The following is a 22,456-nucleotide window of genomic DNA, read 5'->3' on the forward strand; positions in this document are numbered from 1 at the left end:
GCGCGGCTCAGCGAACGGATTTGGAAGCCGACGGCTTCTTGACGTTCTTGTCCTCGAGCTTGCCCTTCTTGGCAGCGCCCTTCTTAGCGACGTCTTTGGCTTCGCCACCGCCGCCAGCGCCCGCGAGCGCAGACCCTTTCGTGGAGAGCACGGTAAGGGCGCTCAGATCGGCGAAGCGCTCAGCGACGGGCGCCTGAACGATGCTCGCGCGACCATCGGGGCCGCGCATGCCGGGTGTGCCTTGAGTGCCGCCCGTTCCCGACGTGCCGCGCTGACCGCTACGAGACCCCTGCCCCACGCCGCTGCCGGCCGAACCGCCCGACCCTGCCGAGCCACCGTTGCCGGCGGCGCCGCCAGCGCCACCGCTCACGTCGACCTTGATGAGTTGGGCGAGCTCAGGAAACGCGGGATCGAGGACGAGCTCAACGTTGCCTCCGGGCCCACCGCGGCCACCGGAGCCGCCGTGACCACCCGTGCCACCGTTGCCGCCGTCGCCGCCGATGAACGCGGAGCCGCCCGAACCACCGGAGCCACCGGAGCCGCCGGAGCCTCCAGCGCCTCCGGCGCCGCCGGTCGCCGCGAGGGTGAACGGCTGGTCCGCGGGAAAGAGCAGAACGTCGTCGACGTCCCCGACGACCCGAACCGCGACGACCTTCTCGTAGAAGGGGGTCTTCACGAGCGTCGCAAATCCCTTGAGGGTGGGCCCGAGGTCACCGTCGCTCCCCATGCCGCCGGGGCCGCCGTTGCCGCCCGAACCGCCGCGGCTTCCGTTGGAGCCCGACGATCCGCTCTGACCGGAGGGGCCACGTTGACCGCTGATGCCAGGCTTGCCGTGGCCGCCGCCGGCCTTGATGCACGAGTAGTCGGGCTTGTACTTGGTCTGAAACGAGAACTTGTCGGGGCGACGCTTGAACGCCGTCTTGATCTCGAACTCCTTGTCGAGCGTCAAACGCAGATCGCGCGCCGGCGCGAAGCGCCCATGCTCATCGAAGGCCCCAAGCTCGCTGTGGAACGCAAAATCCGCAAATTCGAGCTTGTCGTTCCGATTGGCCTCATCGCCACCCACGTACGTCTCGAAGCTCTTCGCCTGCTTCTCGCCCTTCGGGAGCACGGTCGCAAAGACGGCCATCTGCACCGGTTGCCGCGGGCAGATGGTCTTCGCTTCCTTGCGAATGTCGACGCTCATGGTCTGCACGTCAGCCTCCGTGAGGTCGACGGAGTTGCGCCCGGCGAGGCTCTTCAGAAAGCCGCATCCGGTAGCGAAGGACAAGAGCGGCAAGAGGACGAGGGCGGCGGATACGCGCATCGGGAACTCCGGGGGATTGCCCACGCAAGAGCACGCGGACCTCTCCCTATACGGAGGGGGCGGGGGAAGCTTCCCCCTCTCGGGATCGCGAGGCGCGCTCCTTGGGGCCGCTTTGCCCGGCGGCGTTCGCCCCGGCGGAAGCGCTAGGACCCGCCCGCGTCCGGCCCGCAAAGGGGCCCCACGACGAGCCCGTGGCCTGCGTCGACGGTGACCTCGGTGATGACCTGGCGGGCCGCCACACAACGGGCGGCGTCTTCCGAGCGGATGTTGTTCACCACGGGCCCCCCGATGGCACCCGCCGCGGTCCAGCCGGCTCCTACGGGGACGCTGTCGGTTGCACACTGCACATAGTAGAGAGTCCCGGCGGGGCTCACGAGACACATCGTCCCGAAGCTTCCACCGGTACCGGCATTGTGCATGCAAACGCCGGGGAGCGGTGCCGAGACGGGCACGACGCACTGGCGGGCTTCGTCGTAGCGGAAGGCTTTTGCCTCGCCAGGAATGAACTCAAGCCGTCCGCCCTCCGGGGGACGAAAGCCCGCCATCGGCTCCGCCGAGCAGGGGCCTTCGGGGGGCGTGGCCTCGGCCTGGCAGTGCAGAAGGGCCAACAGAGTCGCCGTGCCAGCGGCGAGCCACGAGCCTGGCCCAGCGTGGCGCGTCGCCATCCTCGCTGCGAGGTCGAGGAACAAATCAGTCCTCAATGCACCGCGAACTTCAGGCGCCCCTCCGTCGACCACCAATCGCGGTAGCGCGTCTGCGCCTTCTCACGATCGCGCTTCGACTCGTCGGGGTAATACCCAAAATACTCTTTTGTGATGGCCTTTAGCTCGTCGCTCGCGGCTTTCCGCAGCGGCAAGGACTCGTGCATCAAGGCCTCGATGAGCCACTCGATGCGGTGCATCGACGAGTGCGCGTTCCACCAGCTCTTCCACTTCTTGGGGTCGCCACCGAGCTCCTGCCGCGAAAGCACCTCGAGACCGCGGAGCGCCGCACCGTAGATCTCGCGATCCGCGTCGTCGAGCAACGCGATGAAGGTCGGCACCGCAAAAGCGTCGCGAATCTCTTCAAGCAGACGAATGACCTCGACGCGCTTGCGTCGCTCGTTCTGCGCGTCGCGCACGAAGCGCCCGAGGTCACGCGCGACTTGTTCGCCGTGATGTCGCGACATGGCGCCCACCGACAGCCTCGCGGCCTTGCGAACGCGCGCGCTCTCGTCGAAGAGGCAAGGCACGACGGCCGGCAAGATGTCGGGGTACGCGAGCTCGGTGATGGAGAACACGGCCCAGAACCGGAGCTCTTCGCGCTCGTGCGAGACGAGGGGAAGGATGTAGGGCAGCGCCACCCGACGTTGTGCCGCGACGAGCCGAAGCACGGTCCCGCACGTGCTGAAGGGCGGAAAGAACTCTTCGTCGCCGCGAAGGTCATTGCGAATCGGGCCGGGGAAGCTCGCCATGATCGCCGGCATCGCCGTAGCGCCTTGGCGGAGCAGCTCCTGCGAAGCGCGCTCTTCGTTGCGTCCCGCCACAACGTCTTTGACGAGCACCTCAAGCTCGGCTGAAACGTCCACCATGATGGAGGGCAACTCTTCCGTGACGCCGCGCGCCGTCGGCGGACGACGCGCAGCGACCACAACCGTCTGACTAAGCGGCGGCAAAGACGCCGGCACGCTCTCCTCGATCATGTCGTCGTCGATCTCTTCGCCCTCAAGCTCCGCGAGGACCTTGGCAGCGGCTTGCGGCGTGAGCTCCTCGGCTTCGATGCGCGACGGTCCCGACGGCTCCGGCTCGGGCACCGGCGCCCCCTGCCCCGGTTCCAACTCCTGCGTCTCGGCGACGGGCGACCGCATGGGCGTCGCGGCGGCGTCGTCGACTTCGACTCCCAGCTCGGGAACCTTCGGCGCGCGAAGTCCCTCAGGCACATCGACGTGTGGCTCGCGGCCGGGCGACATCGGCGGAGCGCTCCGTCGCGTCGGCAGCGGCGGCGCGCTGCGGCGTGGCGGCGCCGATGGCCTTCCCGACGGACGTGCCGGCGGCTGCGAACGACGCGGCTCGAAGACCTGCTCCGGCGGCCTCGTAGTCGGATCGACAGGATCCTCGCGAGGGATGGGTGGCCCCACCGGCTTGCGAACCACGAGCACGTTCTCGGGCGGCGGGTCCGTGCCCATGCGCCCCGTCGGTGACTCGGGCCGCGGAGGCGCGTCGACCGGCGGGGGCGGAACGCTCGTCGCAGCGGGCGACGCTGGCGTCTCGTGGCGAGGCATCTCGGGCGGCGGCGGCGCCGACCGCGGAGCATCGAGCTCCGGCGGCAGCGACGGCGGCGGCGGCACGCTCCCCTCGCGAACCACACGCGACAGGAGAGCAGCGCGGTGCGCGCGGATTTCGTCGGACGTCTCGCGCACCTCGCGGGTCGGCTGCGGAACGGTGCTGAGGGCGCGGTCAGAGCTGCCGACCTTCTTCTTCATGATGAGCCGCTCGAAGGCCTGGCCCATGAGCAGCGAGAAGGTCGTCACGTCGGAGGGATTCTCGATGGGAGCGTCGGTGTCGTTGGAGTCGCCGTAAAGGAGCGCCACCGTTCGGCGACGAACGACAAGAGGAACGACGATGGCTTCGCCCTTCGGCGGGCGACCGAGGTCGGTCAGAAAGATGCCGTCGATGCCCTCGTTGGGAGGCACCGACACCACGGGGACGCCACGCTCCTTGGCGACCGAGAGCACGCTCGGCATGTCGAGCGGCACGCCCAGCGCGGCGACCCGATCGCGCGTAGCGCCGGCCCCGAAGGCGTCACGCCCTTCGGCGATGTCGCCGTGCACCACGAAGAGCGCGGCATAGTCGAAATATTGCCGCGAAAAATCGAAGAACAAATCGAGCAGGCCGTCGCGGTCCTGCTGCGCCTCGAGTTCGCGCTTCGCGGCGTCGAAGGTCAGCGGCCGGTTGCGACGACGCGGCGGGCGCGCCGCCGGCGGCCCCTCGCGCGCGAGCGTATGGTGCACGGGCATCGGCTGGGGCGTGGGCTCGATGCGCGGCACGATGGCCTCGACCCCTTGCGGCGCCGGGAACGACGCGATGGTCGAGCGCGACATCGTGGCTTTGGGCGCCGGCGTGGGCTCTTTGGCCTTCGTGCGCACCGCGGGCGGCTGCATCGATTCGACGCGCTCGCCTCGCAATCGACGTGCGAGCCGGTCGAAGCGACGGTCGGCCACGAGGCCGTAGTCGCGCGCGAGCGCCTCACGGATGCGCACCAGCGGTGCCGCGCGCTGCACGAGCGGGATGCCGAGGGCGAACATCAGCTTCTCTTCATCCGCGGGGCTGAGAGCCTCGGCGACGGCCAAGACAAGCTGCTCGCCGTCATCGGTCAGGCACAAGGGCAAGATCGAGCGCTTGTCGGCGACGTCGCGCGGCACGAGCGATCGCGCCTGCTCGTCGGACGGCAAGGGACCGGCGCCAGCGGGACGCAGGTTCATGCTCTCCCCCAGCACCTCCGCGAGCTTGTTCTCGTCGACCGTGGCGCACTCGAGGAGGTTCGTCACGAGATCGCCCCCGTACAGCACCTGGCGCGCAAGCGCCTCCTCGACATCGCGAATGGTCGCGACCTCACGTTGAACGAGGAGGGAACTCAGGGACATGGGCGAGCGGTGGCGACGCGGCCGTGCCGAACGGCGCGCGACGATTCGCCATTGTCCATCAAGTCGCCGGGCGTCGCAATTTGTGCGGGACTCGGGTCACGAAATACGCTCCCAAAGCCTCCGCCAAGGCCGCCGCGGTCTGGACCTCGGCGGTCACGTCGACGCGGATTCCGTGGCGCGCGGCCGCTTCCGTGGTGAGCGGGCCGATGCTGCCCACGACGCAGGGCGACAAGAGGTGAGCCGCCCTCTCGCGGTCGCCCGCGATGGCAACGAAACTGTCCACGGTGCTCGCCGAGGTAAACGTCACCGCATCCACGTCGCCGCGCGAAAGAGCCAAGAGCGGCGCCTTCAGCGTCGCCGGCGGCACGGTCCGCGTCTCGTAGACCGGCAGGACGTCAACGACCAAGCCGGCTTCGCGAAGTGCTTCCGGAAGCGCTTCACGAGCGACGCGCGCGCGCGGAAGGAGCAGCCGCATGCCCGCGTGAGCGCCTTGATGAACGACCACGTCGACGATGCCTTCGCCGCGATGCTCCTCGGCGACGGCGGTCACTGTCAGGCCCGCAGCCTCGAGGGCGGCGGCCGTGGCTGGGCCCACGGCCACGACCTTGGAATGGGGAGCGACGCTCGCGTTTCGCTTCGCCATCGCCACAAGGAACGGAGCCACGGCGGCGGCGCTCGTGAACGCCACGAAGTCGTAGGCCGGGAGCGAAGCGGCCGCAGCGTCGAGCTCCGGCGACACGTCGATGACGTGAAGCTCGATGAGCGGGGCCGCGACCGGCTCCGCTCCTCGCTCCCGCAAGAGCTCCGCGAAGGCATCGCTCCGGTCGGCCGCGCGGGTGACGAGGACGCGAACACCGGCGAGGTCGTCAGGCATCTCAGCTCTTCGTAACGCCTAGCGCGACGGCGCGCACGTCGAGACGCCGGCGCCAACAATGCGAGACGGGTACGTCGCGACTTGGGTGAGCGCCTTCGTGGTCGGGTTGAAGCGATTGACGCGCGATGCGGCGCCCGTCGGCGAAGTGAACGTGTAGAAGTCTCCGCCCCAGAACGCGAAGGCCCAGCCGCTCCCTTGCCCAAGGCTCGCGAGCGTATCCTCCGCGATGATCTTGCCGCTCGCCTTGTCGACTTCCCCAATAAACGATGGCGCCGAACCGTTGCCGCCGCCGTTGTCGTAGAAGGCAAAGAGTCGACCGTCACCGGTGCCGGTCAGCTCGGCGCGAAATATCTGAGGCTCGAACGTGCCGATGCGGGTTACCGCGAAGCTCGTCGTATCGATGCTACCGAGGGCGCTCCCGTTCACGTCGCTATCGGAAGCTACGAAGAGCGTCTCCGCCGGCCCCCCTTGGTCTGACGAGAAGCCCATCCCGAAGGAAGCAAACCCTTGCTGGCCACCCACGAAGCCGGTGTCGACGCAAGCAGCTGTGAGCGTGCTGACGCGAAACAGCTGCGTCCCGGGGTTCACCGTCGTCTCCTCCTCGTAGAGCACGTAGGCCACGCCGGCGCGATCCACGGCCATCGAAAACGGCCGGTAGTTCCGGCGTGCCGGGCACGCGAGCGCCCCGATGCGTCGAAAGGTTCCCGCCGCCGGATTGAATGCCAGGAGCTCCGTCGCCTCCGTCACGACGTAGACCAACGTGGCCTCTGCGTCGGGGCAGTCGTTGCGCGACGAATCGCGTGGTCGCGCGTCGATGGGCGGCAGCGTCTCGAGGGCCGCGTCGCGCGGAGCGTCGCGACGAACGTCGGTCGCCTGCGCGTCACCGGCCGCGACAACGGCCTCTTCCGGCGCCGTCAGTGCCGTGCGCGCGCCGCACGCAAAGAGGGCGCCGGACGGCACGACGGCCAGCACGCCCAGCGCGAGCAGCCGACGACGCGCCGCAAGACGCGGTCCAAAGAAGGAAGGCATCGCGCGTAAGGTTCTCTCGCCAAGGGCCACGGAGCAAGCGGTGTCGTGCGGCCGACCGGGCGGGCCAAGAAAAAGCGCCCCGTGCCCAAGAAGCCCCCAGCGTGGGCCACCAAGAACCGCGCCACAGTGTGCTATTTCCTGCCCATGGGTTTTCCCGCCATCCGGCCCCGACGCCTCCGCACGTCGGCGGCCATGCGAGCCCTGGTCCGCGAGACCACGCTCACGCCCGAGCGCCTCGTCCTCCCGCTGTTCTTCCACGCCGGCATCGACGAGCCCCGCGCCATCGAGACGATGCCCGGCGTCTCGCAGATCCCCATCAAGCTCGCGGCTCAAGTCGCCAAGACGTGCGCCTCACGCGGCTTGGGCGGCGTCATCCTCTTCGGTCTACCCAAGACGAAGGACGCGTGCGGCGAGAGCGGATGTGATCCCGACGGTCCCGTCCCCCGGGCCGTCGCCGAGATGAAGGCCGCGGCGCCGTCGCTCCTCGTCATGACCGACGTCTGCGTCGACGAGTACACAGATCACGGTCACTGCGGCGTCTTGCGCACGCTGGCCAATGGCGCCGTCGAGGTCGACAACGACGCCACCCTCGAGGTGCTCGCGCGGATGGCCGTGGTGCACGCGAAGGCGGGCGCCGACATCGTCGCGCCAAGCGACATGATGGACGGACGCGTGGGGCGAATCCGTCGTGCCCTCGACGAGTCGGGCTTCGAGAACACCGCCATCCTGAGCTACGCCGTGAAATACGCGAGCGCGTTCTACGGCCCCTTCCGCGACGCTGCCGATTGCGCGCCGAAGTTCGGCGATCGCGCCGGCTACCAGATGGACCCGGGCAATGCCCGCGAGGGCCTTCGCGAAGCGAAGCTCGACGAAGACGAAGGCGCCGACATGCTCATGGTGAAGCCGGCCCTGCCCTACCTCGACGTGCTTCGCCAGGTCCGCGAGGCCACCACGCTGCCGCTCGCCGCTTACAACGTGTCGGGCGAATATTCGATGCTCCACGCCGCAGCCGCCTCCGGCATGATCGACCTCGACCGCGCCATGATGGAGGTGCTCACGTCGATCCGCCGCGCCGGAGCTGACTTCATCCTGACGTACCACGCGTCTCGCGCCGCGGAGCTCTTGGGTGCGTAGCGTCACGCGCGCGATCGTGCGCCATTGGCCCAGAGCGACGGGTGTGCTGGGCGGCCTTGGCGTGCTCTTGATGCTCTTCGCCACGAGCAGCGCGACGACCGCGTGCCAAGCTCGCAGCTGCGAGTACTCGGGCTCGGACTTCGGCCGCAACCCCGGCGAGGGAAGACTGATCGACGCGAACACCTGGGAGTCGACGCCGGCGGAAGGCAGCTGGCTTCCCTTCCCCGGCGAGCGATACTGGTATTTCTACCCGCCCTTTCCCAAGCGGAAGATCGCGCGCGTGAACGTCTTCATCAGCCCGTCGGCCGATCCCAACGCGGGGAGCCAATACACGCTCGCCTCGGGAAACGTCGCCGTCATTCGCCAGTTCGCCGATCCGGGAAACCGAGAGAACCCCGGCATCAGCGTCGGCAACGACACCTGCGCCGAGTTCTTCGTACGCGTTGTCGTCGACGCGTACCCAGCGGCAGCCGACGCCGACGCCAGCGCGGACGCAGGAGCCGACGCGGCCGGCGATGCGGGCGCCGATGCCAGCACCGACGCAGCCTCAACCGACAGCGCATCAAACGCGAGCGACGGAGCCCCCGAATGACCCACCCGTGGCACGACATTCCCATCGCGGAGCCCATCGAAGACGGCTTCCCCGCGCTCATCGAGATCCCCAAGGGCTCGAAGGTTAAGTACGAACTCGACAAAGAGACGGGCCTCTTGAAGGTCGACCGCGTGCTCTTTAGCGCCGTCCACTACCCGGCCAACTATGGCTTCATTCCGCGCACGTTCTGCGACGACGGCGACCCGCTGGACGTGCTCGTGCTCGGGCAGGAGCCGGTCGTTCCCATGTGCCTCATGCGGGCGCGCGCCATCGGCGTCATGCAGATGCGCGACGACAAGGGCCTCGACGACAAGATCATCGCGGTCCACTTGGACGACCCCGCGTACGAGGGCTACTCGCACATTCGCGAGCTTCAGCCCCACGTGCTCCTTGAGCTGCGCCGCTTCTTCGAGGACTACAAGAAGCTCGAGAACAAGAGCGTGGTCGTCGAAGACTTCCTCGGTCCCTTCGAGGCCAACAAGATCATTCGCGAGGCCATCGAGGGCTACCTCGCGCTCCGCGCTCGCGAAAACAAGGCCGACAGCAACGCCCACAAGGCAGTGGGATGATGGGGGCCGTTCGCCACGCGCCCGTCGCCGTGGCTGCGCTCACCGCGACGGCGCTCGCCGCTTGTTCGCTCCTCAACTCGCTCGACGGCTACAGCGAGCCGCGACCGGCCGACGCGGCGCCGGGAGCCGATGCAAGCGACGGCTCGGCCCCCGAGTGCGTGCCTGCACGCGTCCCGCCGGTGCCGACCACGGGTCCCGGGCTGTTCAACACGGGGCCGCCCGTCATCTTTGCGCTTCGGAGCTTCGACTTCGCGGAGCAAGACGGCCTCGACCTCGACAACCGATGCACAAGCTGCGGCGACTCGCCCTCGGCGCCCACCTGCGTCAACACGTTCCCCGGCGCCACCTGCGCCCCCGATGGCCCCTTCGGCATCGACAACCGCGGCGGTGCGCTGCTCGCCCCGTTCCTCAAGAACCTCATCGGAGGAAGCCTCAACCTCGACAACGGCGCCTACGGGCTCGTGTTTCGGCTCGACGATTGGAGCCGCGAGCGGCTCGCGAGCGACGGCGGCGCGCCCGTATTTCAGGACCGAGCCGTCAAGCTAAGCCTCATTTCTTCTACGCTCGGCTTGGCGTTCGACGCCGACGGCGGGCGGCCACTGCGCAGGAATGACGGCAGCGATCGGTGGAGCGTCGACGCGCTGCGGCCGCAGGGCAACACCTCGAAGGAGGCCTACATCACCGACGACATTCTCTACGCGCGCTTTGAGGACTTGAGCTTCCACGTGGGTCCGTTGCGCATCGAGTGGACGGAGGCTCAACTCCGCGCGCGCATCGTCGATGTCGGCACGCACTTGCGAATCGAGGAAGGCATCATCGCGGCGCGCGCGCCCACGTCGGGCTTGCTCCTGGGCCTTGCGCGCTACCTCGCGACCTTCGGGTATTGCACCGACGAGGTCTACCTCGGCGAGACCAAGAAGACCATCTGTCCAGCGGCCGATCTTCCTTCGCGCGCCGTCGACGACGGACGCGGCTTGGCCTGCGACGCCATCTCGTACGGGGTAACCATCACTGCGGACCAGGCCCAAGAGGGGCCCACCGTGAGCGACGCCGACGCCGGCCTTTTTCCGTGCGGACCGGACTTCCGCCCAAGCTGCCCTTGACGGCGGCGTCGTTGGGCCGCCCGCGCCCAACAGCCCAACCTTCGCGCTTCGCGCGCGTGCGCTACTTGACGCAGCGGCGCGTGCACACCTTCTCGGCCTTGTCGCATTCGTCGCACTTCTTGACGCACTCTCCGCGGCAGCGATTCCACGTCGCCTCGCACTCGTCGAGGCATGCCGCGGTGGGCGAGCGATCGTGGCCCCGCGGAGCGGGCCGTGCCGCGGAAGCCGCGGGGGCGCCAGCATCGGCGACGACCTCCAGCGTCTTCGGCGGCGGCGCGAAGGCGCTGGTCGGCGCCGGCGCCACCACCGCGCTGCCTTGAAGTCCCTCGCCGGGCGCAGCCCGCATCATCGCTTCGTCGGTGGGGAGGGCCGGCACCCGAGCGAGCGCCTGGTACCGCTGAACGGCGTACTGAACACGATCGCGCGTTTGACCGTAGGTGTGGTGCTGCACCCAATTTTTCCAGCAGGCCGCCTTTCGCTCGAGGGCCACCGCAGCATCCTCGTCGATGGCGTAACACTGCTCGAAACGGGCTTCGCCCTCGTGCACCGCCTGGAAGCTCGGCCCGCAGCCTGCGAGCGCGACGAACGCCGATGCCGCGAGGGCGAGGGCGAGAGCGAGGCGGGCCGCGCGCTTCTGCGGCGGACGGGCGGCGAGGCGCATGGCTGACGACCTTATCTCAGCCCCGCCGCTCCGTGTCGCCACTCCGTGATGGCGGACGGTCGCCAGACGTCAGGCGGGGACTTTCGCTGGACGCACCGGGAGAATCGACTACGAAGGAGCACGGATTTCCTATGTTTACAGGCCTCATCGAAGACCAGGGACGCCTTGAGAGGCGGACCGCGCAGGGCACCGGTGCCCGCGTGACGATCCGCTGCGAGGGGTCGGGACCGTACGCGCGCGCCCTCAGGGACGGCGACGATCCCTTCGTCATGGGTGAGTCGGTCGCCATCGACGGCGTCTGCCTAACCGTCGTCGCCATCGGACCGCAGAGCTTCGAGGCCGACGTCTCGCGCGAGACCCTCACGCGGACCACGCTCGGCGACCTCAAGGTCGGGCACCCGGTCAACCTCGAGCGCGCGCTCAAAGCGTCAAGTCGGCTCGGGGGTCACATGGTCTCGGGCCACGTTGACGCTCGCGGCGTTGTCGCTCATCGCACCGCCGACGGCGGCGCCGTTCGCCTGGGGTTTACCCTCCCGGAGGCGCTCCTGCCGTTGGTCGCAGAGAAGGGCTCGATTGCCGTGAACGGCGTCAGCCTTACCGTCAACGGCGTGGGCGCCCATGGCTTCGAGGTGACGGTGATCCCGCACACGCTCGCGGCAACGTCCCTCGGCACGCTGGCGGCCGGCGCCGCCGTCAACCTCGAGGTCGACGTTGTCGCCCGCTACGTGGCGCGGCTCGCCGGCTTCGCAGCGCGCGGCGCCGCTCCTGAATCAACGGCCGAGCCCAGGGACGCCGAGTGGGTCGCGCGCCTCTCTCGCGCAGGATACGTGTGAGGCATCATGATCAGCTTGGTCGATCCCAAAGTCGTTGATCGCGTCCACCGCGCGATCGAAGCCATCCGAAACGGCAAGATGGTGATCCTCGTTGACGACGAGGACCGGGAAAACGAAGGCGATCTATGCATGGCCGCCGAGTTCGCGACGGCCGAGGCCGTAAGCTTCATGGCCGTCCACGGCCGCGGGCTCATCTGCGTCACGCTCACGGAAGAGCAGATCGACCGCCTTGACCTCCCAATGATGGCCGCTCCTGGGCGCGGCGGCCCGCCGCTGGGCACCGCGTTCACCGTGAGCGTGGAGGCGCGCCATGGCGTCACGACGGGCATCAGTGCCGCGGACCGGGCGCAGACGATCCGCGTCGCCGCGCGCCCCGATTGTTCTCCCGGCGAGCTCGTGACGCCGGGGCACGTCTTCCCGCTCAAGGCGCGCAACGGCGGCGTCCTCGTGCGCACCGGCCACACCGAAGGCTCCGTCGACCTCGCGCGCCTCGCGGGCCTGCGCTCGGCGGGCGTCATCTGCGAGATCATGAACGACGACGGCTCCATGGCCCGCATGCCCGACCTCGAGGCCTTCGGTAAGAAGCACAACCTGCTCATTCTCTCCATCGCCGACCTCATCCAGTACCGCTTGCAGACGGAGCGGCTCGTCAAGCGCGTCGCCGAACATCCCGTCGTGCTGGACACGACTCGCTCCACCTGGAACGCGATGGTCTTTCAGTCGGCCGTCGACGGTCGGCAGCTCCTCGCCATGGTCCACGGCGACCTCGACGCGGCCCAACCGACTCTGTGCAGAATGCACTCGGGTTCGGTGTTGGGCGATACGTTCGCTTCGACCCCTCGGGAGGGCGGCAAGAACCTTCGCGAGGCCATCCGTCGCATCGAGGCCGAGGGGCGAGGCATCATCGTGTACCTGCCACCGCGCGGCGCCCTCGAAGTGGAGCTCCTCAGCTACTCAGCGGCCGGCGCGCCGGCCGCACCGGAAGGCGCGGAGCACCCGCTCCGCGAATACGGTCTCGGCGCGCAGGTGCTCCGCGATCTGGGCGTTCAGAAGATCCGGCTGCTCACCAACAACCCGCGTAAGATCGCCGGCATTCGCGGCTACGGAATCAACATCGTCGACTCGGTAGCGCTCATCGCCTCCTTCGACCCTCCCTCCGCCACAAAGCTCGCATGACCCTTCGAACCCGCCGCACGCCGTCACCGTCCAAGAAGTCCGCCGCCGAGCCGCTAGCCGCGCGGCCCGAGGCACGCGCCCTGCCGCGCAGTGTTGAAGGCAAGCTCGTGGTCCCAAGCGGCGCGCGCTTCGCCATCGTCGCGAGTCGCTTCAATCACTTCATCGTGGAGCATCTCGTGACGGGCGCCATTGACGCGCTCGTGAGGCACGGCGCGAGCGAGAGCGACATCACCGTCGTCCGCGTGCCCGGCGCGTGGGAGATCCCCATCGCCGCCGCTCGCCTCGCCGAGAGCGACGCCGTCGACGCCGTCGTGGCGGTCGGCGCTGTGATTCGCGGCTCGACGCCCCACTTCGAGCACGTCGCGGGCGAAGTCTCGAAGGGCGTCGCGGCGGCGTCCTTGTCCACAGGCGTGCCCATCGCCTTCGGCGTGCTGACCACCGACTCCATCGAGCAGGCCATCGAGCGAGCCGGCACCAAGGCGGGAAACAAGGGCTGGGACGCTGCCCTGTCCGCCATCGAAATGGTGTCGCTCGGTCGCGCGCTTGACGCGGCGGGGCTCTGACATGGGAGCCAGGCGCTCGGGGCGCGAGGCCGCGCTGCAAATGCTCTTCGCGATGGAGGCGTCGGGACACGACGCCGATCACGTCATCGCGGCCTTCTGGCGCAACTTCGACGGCGATCCGGAAGGGCGCGCGTACGCCGACACGCTGGTGCGCGGCATCTCCGAGAGTCTGACAGAGATCGATCCCTTGGTGCGCGGCGCATCCACGAACTGGCGACTCGAGCGCATGTCGCGCGTCGACCGCAACCTGCTCCGCCTCGGCGCCTTCGAGCTGACCAAGCGTCCCGACGTTCCCCGCGCCGTCGTCCTCGACGAAGCCGTCGAGATGGCGAAGTCTTTCGGCAGCGACGAGTCGAGCGTCTTCGTCAACGGGGTCCTCGCGCGTATCGCCGACGATCTCGGCCGCGACAACGCCGACAAGTCCGCCGGCGGCTGAACGAGGAACCGTGGAGGCGCTCCGGTTCCTCGACCCGTCGCTCCGCGCCTTCGATGAAGCGCGAGCCGAGCTCATCTGTTTCGGCGCCTTCGAAGACGAGCGCCCCTTTCGTCACGTCGCCGGGCTCCTCGACTGGCGCCTCGCCGGCAAGCTGAGTCGCCTGGCCAAGGGCGGCTTCTTGTCCGGGAGAGGCGCCGAGACGGTGCTGACACCGGGCCGCCCGCGCCTACCCTTCGACAAGCTGCTCATCCTCGGCCTCGGGCGACGCGCTGAGTTTGACGTCGCGGCGTTCGCCGACTGGCTCCATCGCCTCGAGGTGGCCGTTCAGGGGCTCGGCTCGAAGCGAGCGCTCGTCGAGCTGCCCGGTCGCGGCGTCCTGGCCACCGAGCGGCGCGCAGAGCTGCTCCAGGCTGAGCTGCCGGGAGAATTCCTCGATCGCTGCGTGTTCATCGAAAGCGAGTCCGACCGAAAGTATTTCACGACCAAGCTCCGACGTGAGGGTCGCGGGCGAAGCGCCATGGGCTCGTCGCCCGAGCGATGAGCGCCGCGCAAAGGAGAGATGCCCCCCATGCTTGATGTGAAGCTAGGCCGCGAAGGCCCCGAGCCGAAGGCCGCGGCGACGGTGCTCTGTTTGCGCGACGCCCCCGGCGGCCTCGAGATTCTGTGCGTCGAACGCGCCAAGGCGTCGGGGTTCCTTGGTGGAGCCATCGTATTTCCCGGCGGCAAGGTCGACGCTGGCGACACCGACGAAGCGCTGCTCGCGCGAGCCACCGCCGCGCCGGCGGCGCGTGACGACTTCGCCGAACCCGAGGCCAACGCGGCCCTCGCCGTCGCGGCATGCCGCGAGTGTTTCGAAGAGGCGGGTCTGCTCTTCCATCGCGGGCCGACTCAACCGGCGGAAACGCGGCGCGCGTTGAGGCAGGCACTCCTGGGCGGCAAGTCCTTCGGCGACGTCCTCGACAGCGCGAGCATCACGCTCGACCTCGCGGCGCTCGTCCCGTTTGCGCGATGGATCACGCCCGTCGTCGAAACGCGCCGCTTCGACACGCGCTTCTACCTGGCGCGAGCTCCCGGGGATCAAGACGCGGTGCACGACGCCCACGAAACCACGATGGCGTTTTGGGCTACGCCAAAGGCGGTCCTCGCGCGCTTCGACGCGGGCGAGTGCCAGCTCTTTCCCCCCACGCACCGCAGCCTCGAGCTCTTGGCCGCGTTGCGCGATGTCGACGACGCGTTCGAGCGAGCAGCGGCGCGCCGCCTTATGCCGATTTGCCCCGAGCTCGTCGTTCACCGAGACGCGCTCGGTGAGACCATGGCACTCACGCTGCCAGGCGATCTGGAACACTCGCTTGGCGAGCTGCGGGTCGAAGGCGCCACACGCTACGTCTTGCGCGGGCAGCGATGGGTGCCCAGCTGAGTCGGTGGGCACCTCACCGACCCTCGCGGTAGGCCTTGATGGCGTTCGCCACGGCCTCGGCGAGGCGCTGCCGGTAGCTCTCGTCGCCGAGCTTCGCTTCTTCGGTCTCGTTCGAGATGTAGCTCGTCTCGAAGAGGACGCTCGGCATGCGCGCACCAACGAGCACGTAGAAGCCAGCGCGGTGCACGCCACCGTCGTGAACATCGGGATACCCGGAGCGCACCGAGGCGAGGGCCGCGCGCTGCATGAGCTCGGCGAGGCGCACCGAGCTCTTCGCGTGATCACTCAGGCGGAGGCTCGCGAGGATTGAGCCGATTTCGGCGCCGGCGGCGACGCTCGTGGCGTTCTCCCGTGCCGCCACGCGTCCCGCGACCACGTCGCTCGCCGTGTCGAGCACGTAGGTCTCAACACCGCGCTTGGCGCGATTCTCCGCCGCGTTGCAGTGGATCGACACGAAGAGGTCCGCGGCTGCCCCGTTGGCGAGCGCGGCACGCTGCTCGAGCGATACGGTCCGATCATCGTCACGCGTCAGGAGAACCGTGAGGCCGTCGGCCGACAGCACCTTGGCGGCGCGGCGCGCCACGTCCACGGTAACGTCCTTCTCCTTGAGGCCCGCGGCGCCGATGGCTCCCGGGTCGACGCCGCCATGGCCCGGGTCGAGCAGCACCCGCGACACAGAGCGGCGACCTCGCGAGTCGGGCGGACGTCGCGCCACGTCGACGACGACGCGGTAGGGCTCGAGCAAGTGGAAGACGCGTCGATAGCCGGGCCCATCGAGGTCCATGGCCACACGCGCGCCGGTCGAGGTCGCCCCCGCGAGGACGCGAGCAACGACGCCGACGAGCTTCGTCTCGCGACGATCCGGCGCGGTGACGCCGTCGAGATCCACGAAGGTGCGCGCGCCCCGCCCCCCCTCCTGCCCCTCGTCACCGACGCGGAACGTCACCGGACGGTCGAGCTCGATGACGACCCGCGTCGCCTCGGGCCCGGGCCAAGCGTCGATGCGCACAACGCGAGGCGGTGCGACCGGCACGGCCGCTGCTGACGGCGGCATCTCGCCTTCGCTGGCCACGCCGTGGACAACGGCTTCGAGCACGAGCGCCGAGGGCTTGAACGCGTCGAGGGCGGCGCGCGCGGCCAAGAGGCGCGCCACGCAAGCTGGGTCGGCCGTCGGCGCCGCATCCCGACGGCCGCCGTCGACGGCCGCCCCCTTCCCCGTGAGGCGGAGCTCCGAGCGGTAGAGTTCCTTGTAGGCGGCGGCCGGGTCGCGCACCGCTTCACCGAAGAGGTGCGCCCCGCGCAGCGCCGCCCCACACGCGTCGGGGCTCTGCCGATCACGGGCCGCGAGGAGAAAAATCTCGGCCGCTTCCTTCGCGTCTTGTTCGCGACCATGGTGGCGGAACGTCCGCTCCATCAGGCGCGCAGCCGCCAGGTGAAGCTCGAAGGCCCGCGCCGACGTGCCCTCATCGCGAGCCGCGGCTTCGAGCCCGTGCCCCAGGGCGAGGGCCTCCGCGCGTGACAGGACTGGAGCCCCGGGAAGCCCATGCGCGCGGGCTTTGGCCAGCGCTGCCGAAACCTCGGCGGAGCCGCCGCCGTCGGCCACCCCCACGCTGGGCTGCCCGCAAGCGAGCACGAGGCCCGCTGCGAGGGCGCCAAGCTGCGCGAGCCACCTCACGAGCCTTGGTGGATGAGCGCGCTTGGCGTTACGCTGCTTGCCCATGTCGGTCTCGTCCACAGCTCTCTACGCCGATCGCGCTTCGGGCAAAGTCTTCCCCGATGCGCGGGCGATGGTCAACGCTTACCTGGAACGTTACACGGAGCGCTCGGGGCGCACCGCTGAGCCGCTCGACGAGTCGGGCTACACGCAGGTAAGACGCGGCTCCGCCGCGGTTGGCGTCAATGTGCTCGACGATCACGGGGTGCTCTTGATGTTGGCCCCCATCATGGAGGTACCGCAGGGGGGACGCGAGAAGTTCTACCGGCGCCTCCTCGAGCTCTCGTTCATCGCTACGAGCGACGCCTCCTTCGCCATCGACGGGCAGAAGGACGAGGTCTACGTCCGCGCCCTCCGCCGGCTCTCGGGGCTCGATTACGAGGAGTTTGAAGATCTGCTCGATACCGTGGGCAAGGTCGCCGACGAATGGGACGACGCGCTTCGCAAGGAATTTTAGCCCTCGAAAGGGCGCGGAGAGGGCCCAATCCGAGGCGCCTTTGCGCCACGAAATCCGGGTGATAGCCTCTGGGTTCATGGCCGGCGCCCCTTCCCTTGCCAAGTCTGACACGCCCGCGCTCGGCCCCGAAGAGCTCGACCGTTTCGCATCGCAGATCAAGGCTTCCTGGGAGCTCGACGACGCGCCCTTTGCAGCCGGACCGGCGCCCACGGCTGCTGATCTCGCGCTCGTGGCCCCATCGGCGAACGGCCCTAGCGATCGCCTGGCGGCGCCCACGTTCGCGGCTGCAGCGGCGACCCCACCGGTGGCGCCGGGTCCCGCGCCCGCGGCGGCGCCACCACACGCAGGGCCGGCGGCGCCGGCTGCAGCGTTCGCCCCCTCATTTCCCATCGCTCCGATGCAGGAGCGGGCCCGCGTAGCTCCCGCGGTGCCGTCGTCGTCAGACCTGATGACGGGCTCCTTCGCCGTGCCCAAGAAGCGCACTGGCCTCTTCGTCGCGCTCGGCGCAGTGGCGCTGGTGATCATTGGCGGAGCCGTCTTCGCGCTCAAGGGCGACGAACCGAAGCCCGTTGTGGCGCCGCCGAAGGTCGCGGAGACGCCGCGGGAGAACTCGATCCCGCCGCCACCAACGCCGGAAGAGGTCGCCGAAGCGCCCAAGAAACCCGCCAAGGGCGAGGGCAAGCCCCCGCGCGGTGCCGAAAAGGTGGCCGAGAAAACCGCCGAAAAGGCAGCAGAAAGGCCCGCGGAACGTCCGGCCGAACGAGCGCCGGAGCGGCGTCCCCCGCCCATCGCGGCAGCGCGAGAGCCTCGCCCGCCCCCCGCGCCTACACCTCCGAAGCCGACGCCCGCCAAACCGACCGGCGCGCCCGCCGGCGGCATCGTGCGCGATGTTCCCTTTTGAGGGTTCGCGTCACGCGTGGCCTCCCGCGCAAGGAAAATCGATGCATTCGGCGGCTGTGACGCGGTCCGTTTGAGGCCAAGTGCCCTCTCGGCTTATCCTGGGCCTCGTGAACTTGAACCATCGACGCCGCGCCGCGGTGAGCGCCTTAGCTCTCTTGCTTGCCACGACCCCCGCGGGGACCGCCTTCGGACAACAGCCCGACGACGCGACCACCAAGGAAGCGAGAGCTCGCTTCCAGGAAGGCGTGGGCCGGTTCGACAAGGGACAATACGAGGCCGCCCGCGCGGCCTTCCTCCAGGCGTATGCGCTCCGCAAGCATCCGGCCGTGCTCTTGAACCTGGCGCAAAGCTCGCTCCGTTCGAATCGACCGCTCGAGGCGGCCAAGTACTTCCAGCAGTACTTGCGTGAGGCCACGACGGCGACGCCTGCGCAAAGGGCCGACGCAGAGCGCGGCCTCGCCGAGGCTCGCACCAAGCTCGGACGCCTCGAGGTCTCCGCGCCGCCCGGTTCCGAGATTAGCGTCGATGGCAACGTTGTTGGCGCGGCTCCGCTCTCGGAGCCCGTCGACGTCGAAGCCGGCAATCACACCGTGAAGGCCCGCCTCACCGACGGAAGCAGCGAGACCAAGAGCGTCTCTGCCCGCGCCGGCGAGAAGCTGCCCGTGCAGCTCACGCACACCAAGGACCCCGCCGTGGCGCCCGTTCCGGTGCCCGCGACGGCGCCCAGCCCAGCGCCAGCGCCCGCCCCAACGCCGGCGCCGGCCCCCGTTGCCGAGGAGCGACCCGCCGGTGGCACCTTCGAGGTGCAGCCGAACAAGAAGAGCTTCCGCCCCAAGACCATGGTGCCGGTCTACATCGGCGCTGGCGTCGCCGTCGCCGGCGCGGCGACGGCCGTCGCATTCTACGTCTTCAAGCAAGACGCACTCGACAGCGCCAAGCGCACGGCCAACCTCATCCAGAACCCACCCACTCCGCCGGCCGGCAACTCGCAAACCTGCAACGCCGCGAACCCGGGCCGCTTCGCCGCCGCGTGCAAGGCGCTTCAAGACGACATCGACCGGAGCAACACCGACAACACCATCGCGAACGTGGGCGTCGGCGTCGGGATCGCCGGTGCGGCCCTCGCCCTTGGTTGGCTCTTCTTTGGCCCCAAGAAGGACGTCGAGCCGCAGGTTGGCACGTGGCGCCTGCCGCTCGTGACGCCGATGCTCGGTGACGCGCGGGGCGTCAGCGCGCAAGCGGCGTTCTAAATTGCCGAGCTGAGCGTATGCCGTCAGCTCGCACCGTAGCGCGTCAACGCACGACGCGAAAACGCCCGCCGATGCGCGTCACCGCCGCGCAAGGTAGTTCTGCGCAGTCGAGCGGCACGGCATCGGTCGGTAGCCGCGTCTCGACGGCTCGCGCTGGCTCCGCGTCGGTCACCACCAAGCTTTTCATTTGGCGCTCCCCGCGCTCGTCGGACCACTCGAGCCAGCGAAGCGTGGGCCCCCGCGCGCCATAGGCGAGCTCCGGCGGCGTCGCGTCGCGATCGCACGGGACCCTGGGCACCGCGACGACGCGCTCGCCGGTCGGCGCGCCCGCCAGCAAGAGATCGTACGTCGCGCTGCCGTCGCCGTCACAGCGCCCGCGCTCATCCTTGGAGAACAACACGGCGACCTGGGTGTCGGAGCCGTCGGCTGTGTTCAGTGTTTGGCCTTCGCCAATCTTCGTCGCCAAGATGCGGCGCTTCGGCGCGTCATCACCGAGACGCCACGTCGCCCACAAGAGAGCGCCACGTTCGCCCTCGGCGACGACGCCGAGCGTCACGTCGCTTGCGTAGAACGCCGACGCGCCCTCCGCGTTGGGGTCGACGCCATCGACCAGAACGATCGAGCGCCCATCCTCGGCGGTGGCAGAAAAGCCCCGCCCCCTGCCGACGACCACGAACGCGGCTCGCGAGCCGCACAGGAGATGTCCGCCCTCTGGAAGGAGCGCCCCCAGCGTCTGCTGTGGCGCCTTCGCTGACCACCGATGGAGTCGCTTGCTCTTGGCGTCCACGTAGACGAGCGCCTCCTCCGTACCACATGCGTCGATGACCGAGAGCGGTGGCCCGGCGAGTTCGCCTTGGACGCCTACGCGGAGGGCGCGCGTCCCAGTGGTCGATTGGAAGACCACGCCCGCACTGCCATCTGCAAATGCGTAGAGCGACGGGCTTGCGCCAGTGGCTTGGGCGTCCGCGAGGAGCACCTGACGCGAGCCTTCGTCGCCGGCGGCGCCGAGTCGAACAAGCCCGAGCGTCGCGCCCCTCTGACCGAGCGCCGCCACCACGACGCCCCCCTTCGGCGTTGCATCGGCCGTGAACGGTCCATCAAGAGCGACTTCGTGCGCGGCCCTGCCGGACGGGCCGCTGCTGCCGGGGGCGACCGCCATCGCGGGCGCCGCGTCGCGGGCGCCCAAATCGCCGCGGTCGCAGCCGCGGCACGACACGAGCGTGAGCGCGGCAACAAACCTCATCTGCGTCACGCGCCAGAGCACCACGCGCCAATGGTAGCCGGCCCCACGGCGCGCATCAGGCTGACGTTTCTCCTGGAGCTCATCTATCGAATGAGTCGCCTGAATGTGGTTCGTGGCACGTGAGCGGCGCGCGCGGCGGCGCTGAGGTTGCCCTGATGTTCACGCAAGAGGGCTAGCGCGACGCCAGGGCTAAGCGCGAGTCGCCCCGACGGGTTCATCCGAAAGGCCATTTCAACGTGCTGCGTCGCGATGGGCGCGTCCCCGGCGAAGTGCGCGGCTCGGACGAGGACGTTCCTGAGCTCGCGCACGTTGCCCGGCCAGTCATGGGCCGTGAGCCGCGCCGCGGCGCCCGGCGTCATGCGCCGAGGAACGCACTCTTCGAGGGCGAGGAGCTTGTGGCAGATGAGTGGAATGTCACCGCGACGCGAGCGCAGCGGCGGCAGCTCGATCACAAAGACCTCCAGCCGGTGGAACAGATCTCGCCGAAACAGCCCGCGGTCGACGCGTTCGCGGAGCGACTGGTGGGTCGCCGCCACAACGCGCGTCGGGATCCTTCGTCCGCTCCCGCTCCCGCCAACGGCCCGCACCTCGTAGCCATCGAGCGCTCGCAGCAGCTTGGGTTGGGCCTCCAGGGGAAGCTCACCGATCTCGTCGAGGAAGAGCGTGCCTCCTTCCGCCTCGGCAAAAGCGCCGGCGCGACGCGCGACGGCGCCCGTGAAGGCGCCGCGCTCGTGTCCGAACAGCTCGCTCTCGACGAGCTCGCGCGGCAACGCTGCGACATTGACAGCGACGAAGGGCCGCGACGCGCGCCGCCCCTCTTCGTGCAACGCTCGCGCCACGAGCTCTTTCCCTGTGCCCGTCTCGCCCATGATGAGCACCGGCTCCGATTGTTCCGAAAGCCTCCTCACCTCACGGGCGAGGTGCCGCATCGCTAGCGACGTCCCGGCCACCCCAGTGAGCGGCGGAACCGAGGCGAGCGCATGCGCGTCGACGTCACCAAGGACCTCGTGCAGCACGAGCATGCTCCGCCCGACGCCGACGACGGCGCCCGGTCCGCACTCCGCCGCCTCGACGCGTGCCCCCGAGACGTAGATGCCATTGCGCGACGCGAGGTCGACGACCCGAACGCCGTGAGTGCCGGCTTCGAGCCGGCAGTGAAGGCCGCTGACGGTATCGTCGTCGAGTCGCAGCTCGGCGCGCGGGCTCGTCCCCACCAGGACCGGCGCGACGGGCAACGGGAAGAGGCGCGGCTCCCCGTCGTCATGCACCTCGAGCCAATAGCTGACGGCGGTCCGTCCTTCCGCTCGCAGCGTCACGGTCGGCTTCGTTTCGCTCGTATCCATCCGTCCTCCGAAAGCGCCGCTCGGGCGACGCTCATCGGTACATCGGCAGGACCGCGAAAGAAGTTGCGAAAAAACGTTGGGCCGAGCCGCTCAGTGTTGCGACTGACAGACGATGCAACGCTCGTCGACGCAATCGTCGCGCGCGACACAAGTACCCAGTTTGCCTGGCGAAAACTCGCAGTTTTCACCCACGCGCGTGCACGCCTTGGCCTTAGCCTTCCCTTCGGCTGGTTG

At 69.2% G+C, this 22,456-nt stretch carries 22 protein-coding genes; 13 read left to right on the forward strand and 9 right to left on the reverse strand.

The window, feature by feature from the left end:
- Positions 1–7: 7 nt before the first annotated feature.
- From IPG50_18360 to IPG50_18380, 5 genes are all read right to left on the reverse strand, one after another.
- Positions 8–1,306, reverse strand: coding sequence for a hypothetical protein (locus IPG50_18360; GenBank protein MBK6694146.1), 1,299 nt, complete (start codon positions 1,304–1,306; stop codon positions 8–10).
- Positions 1,307–1,449: 143 nt separating this feature from the next.
- Positions 1,450–1,995, reverse strand: coding sequence for a hypothetical protein (locus tag IPG50_18365; protein MBK6694147.1), 546 nt, complete (start codon positions 1,993–1,995; stop codon positions 1,450–1,452).
- Positions 1,996–2,003: 8 nt separating this feature from the next.
- A complete protein-coding gene (locus tag IPG50_18370; protein MBK6694148.1) occupies positions 2,004–4,928 on the reverse strand; it encodes a HEAT repeat domain-containing protein in 2,925 nt (974 codons plus the stop codon).
- 58 nt (positions 4,929–4,986) lie between these two features.
- On the reverse strand, positions 4,987–5,802 hold the full coding sequence (locus IPG50_18375) for a uroporphyrinogen-III synthase (protein ID MBK6694149.1): 816 nt from the start codon (positions 5,800–5,802) through the stop codon (positions 4,987–4,989).
- Positions 5,803–5,820: 18 nt separating this feature from the next.
- Positions 5,821–6,831 carry a hypothetical protein gene (locus IPG50_18380; GenBank protein MBK6694150.1) on the reverse strand — a complete coding sequence of 337 codons (1,011 nt, stop codon included), beginning with the start codon at positions 6,829–6,831 and terminating at the stop codon, positions 5,821–5,823.
- Between the two features lie 144 nt (positions 6,832–6,975).
- Between IPG50_18380 and hemB the strand changes: the two genes are divergently transcribed.
- From hemB to IPG50_18400, 4 genes are read left to right on the forward strand one after another with little or no spacing between them, the layout of a single operon-like run.
- A complete protein-coding gene (gene hemB / locus IPG50_18385) occupies positions 6,976–7,965 on the forward strand; it encodes a porphobilinogen synthase (protein ID MBK6694151.1) in 990 nt (329 codons plus the stop codon).
- 16 nt (positions 7,966–7,981) lie between these two features.
- Positions 7,982–8,557: a hypothetical protein gene (locus tag IPG50_18390; GenBank protein MBK6694152.1), complete on the forward strand. Its 576-nt coding sequence runs from the start codon at positions 7,982–7,984 to the stop codon at positions 8,555–8,557.
- The gene (locus IPG50_18395) at positions 8,554–9,126 is read left to right on the forward strand and encodes an inorganic diphosphatase (GenBank protein ID MBK6694153.1); all 573 of its coding nucleotides are present in this window, start codon (positions 8,554–8,556) and stop codon (positions 9,124–9,126) included. The genes IPG50_18390 and IPG50_18395 overlap by 4 nt, the downstream gene beginning before the upstream one ends.
- Positions 9,123–10,229 carry a hypothetical protein gene (locus IPG50_18400; GenBank protein MBK6694154.1) on the forward strand — a complete coding sequence of 369 codons (1,107 nt, stop codon included), beginning with the start codon at positions 9,123–9,125 and terminating at the stop codon, positions 10,227–10,229. The genes IPG50_18395 and IPG50_18400 overlap by 4 nt, the downstream gene beginning before the upstream one ends.
- A 61-nt stretch (positions 10,230–10,290) precedes the next feature.
- Here the strand turns inward: IPG50_18400 and IPG50_18405 are convergent, their stop codons facing one another.
- Complete coding sequence (locus IPG50_18405; GenBank protein ID MBK6694155.1) at positions 10,291–10,890, reverse strand: hypothetical protein; 600 nt, start codon at positions 10,888–10,890, stop codon at positions 10,291–10,293.
- 131 nt (positions 10,891–11,021) lie between these two features.
- Between IPG50_18405 and IPG50_18410 the strand changes: the two genes are divergently transcribed.
- From IPG50_18410 to IPG50_18435, 6 genes are read left to right on the forward strand one after another with little or no spacing between them, the layout of a single operon-like run.
- Positions 11,022–11,723, forward strand: coding sequence for a riboflavin synthase (locus IPG50_18410; protein ID MBK6694156.1), 702 nt, complete (start codon positions 11,022–11,024; stop codon positions 11,721–11,723).
- 6 nt (positions 11,724–11,729) lie between these two features.
- Positions 11,730–12,899 carry a 3,4-dihydroxy-2-butanone-4-phosphate synthase gene (gene ribB / locus IPG50_18415; protein MBK6694157.1) on the forward strand — a complete coding sequence of 390 codons (1,170 nt, stop codon included), beginning with the start codon at positions 11,730–11,732 and terminating at the stop codon, positions 12,897–12,899.
- Positions 12,896–13,462, forward strand: a complete 567-nt coding sequence (locus IPG50_18420; protein MBK6694158.1) for a 6,7-dimethyl-8-ribityllumazine synthase — start codon at positions 12,896–12,898, stop codon at positions 13,460–13,462. The genes ribB and IPG50_18420 overlap by 4 nt, the downstream gene beginning before the upstream one ends.
- Before the next feature lies 1 nt (position 13,463).
- A complete protein-coding gene (gene nusB / locus IPG50_18425) occupies positions 13,464–13,898 on the forward strand; it encodes a transcription antitermination factor NusB (GenBank protein ID MBK6694159.1) in 435 nt (144 codons plus the stop codon).
- A 10-nt stretch (positions 13,899–13,908) separates the two neighbouring features.
- The gene (locus IPG50_18430; GenBank protein ID MBK6694160.1) at positions 13,909–14,439 is read left to right on the forward strand and encodes a leucyl aminopeptidase; all 531 of its coding nucleotides are present in this window, start codon (positions 13,909–13,911) and stop codon (positions 14,437–14,439) included.
- Between the two features lie 27 nt (positions 14,440–14,466).
- Positions 14,467–15,315 (forward strand): hypothetical protein, encoded by an 849-nt coding sequence (locus IPG50_18435; GenBank protein ID MBK6694161.1) that lies wholly within the window; start codon positions 14,467–14,469, stop codon positions 15,313–15,315.
- 13 nt (positions 15,316–15,328) lie between these two features.
- Here IPG50_18435 and IPG50_18440 read toward each other — a convergent pair whose 3' ends face one another.
- On the reverse strand, positions 15,329–17,035 hold the full coding sequence (locus IPG50_18440) for an N-acetylmuramoyl-L-alanine amidase (protein ID MBK6694162.1): 1,707 nt from the start codon (positions 17,033–17,035) through the stop codon (positions 15,329–15,331).
- Here IPG50_18440 and IPG50_18445 point away from each other — a divergent pair.
- From IPG50_18445 to IPG50_18455, 3 genes are all read left to right on the forward strand, one after another.
- Positions 17,034–17,486: a YbjN domain-containing protein gene (locus IPG50_18445; protein MBK6694163.1), complete on the forward strand. Its 453-nt coding sequence runs from the start codon at positions 17,034–17,036 to the stop codon at positions 17,484–17,486. The two genes, IPG50_18440 and IPG50_18445, sit on opposite strands and share 2 nt — an antisense overlap.
- Positions 17,487–17,562: 76 nt before the next feature.
- Positions 17,563–18,387 (forward strand): hypothetical protein, encoded by an 825-nt coding sequence (locus tag IPG50_18450; GenBank protein MBK6694164.1) that lies wholly within the window; start codon positions 17,563–17,565, stop codon positions 18,385–18,387.
- A 106-nt stretch (positions 18,388–18,493) separates the two neighbouring features.
- On the forward strand, positions 18,494–19,636 hold the full coding sequence (locus IPG50_18455; protein MBK6694165.1) for a PEGA domain-containing protein: 1,143 nt from the start codon (positions 18,494–18,496) through the stop codon (positions 19,634–19,636).
- Positions 19,637–19,679: 43 nt separating this feature from the next.
- Here the strand turns inward: IPG50_18455 and IPG50_18460 are convergent, their stop codons facing one another.
- The gene (locus IPG50_18460; protein ID MBK6694166.1) at positions 19,680–20,903 is read right to left on the reverse strand and encodes a hypothetical protein; all 1,224 of its coding nucleotides are present in this window, start codon (positions 20,901–20,903) and stop codon (positions 19,680–19,682) included.
- A gap of 59 nt (positions 20,904–20,962) precedes the next feature.
- Positions 20,963–22,222: a sigma 54-dependent Fis family transcriptional regulator gene (locus IPG50_18465; protein MBK6694167.1), complete on the reverse strand. Its 1,260-nt coding sequence runs from the start codon at positions 22,220–22,222 to the stop codon at positions 20,963–20,965.
- Positions 22,223–22,456 lie beyond the last annotated feature (234 nt).

Source organism: Myxococcales bacterium, assembly GCA_016703425.1.
In the GTDB taxonomy this organism is placed as follows: Bacteria; Myxococcota_A; Polyangia; order Polyangiales; family Polyangiaceae; genus JADJCA01.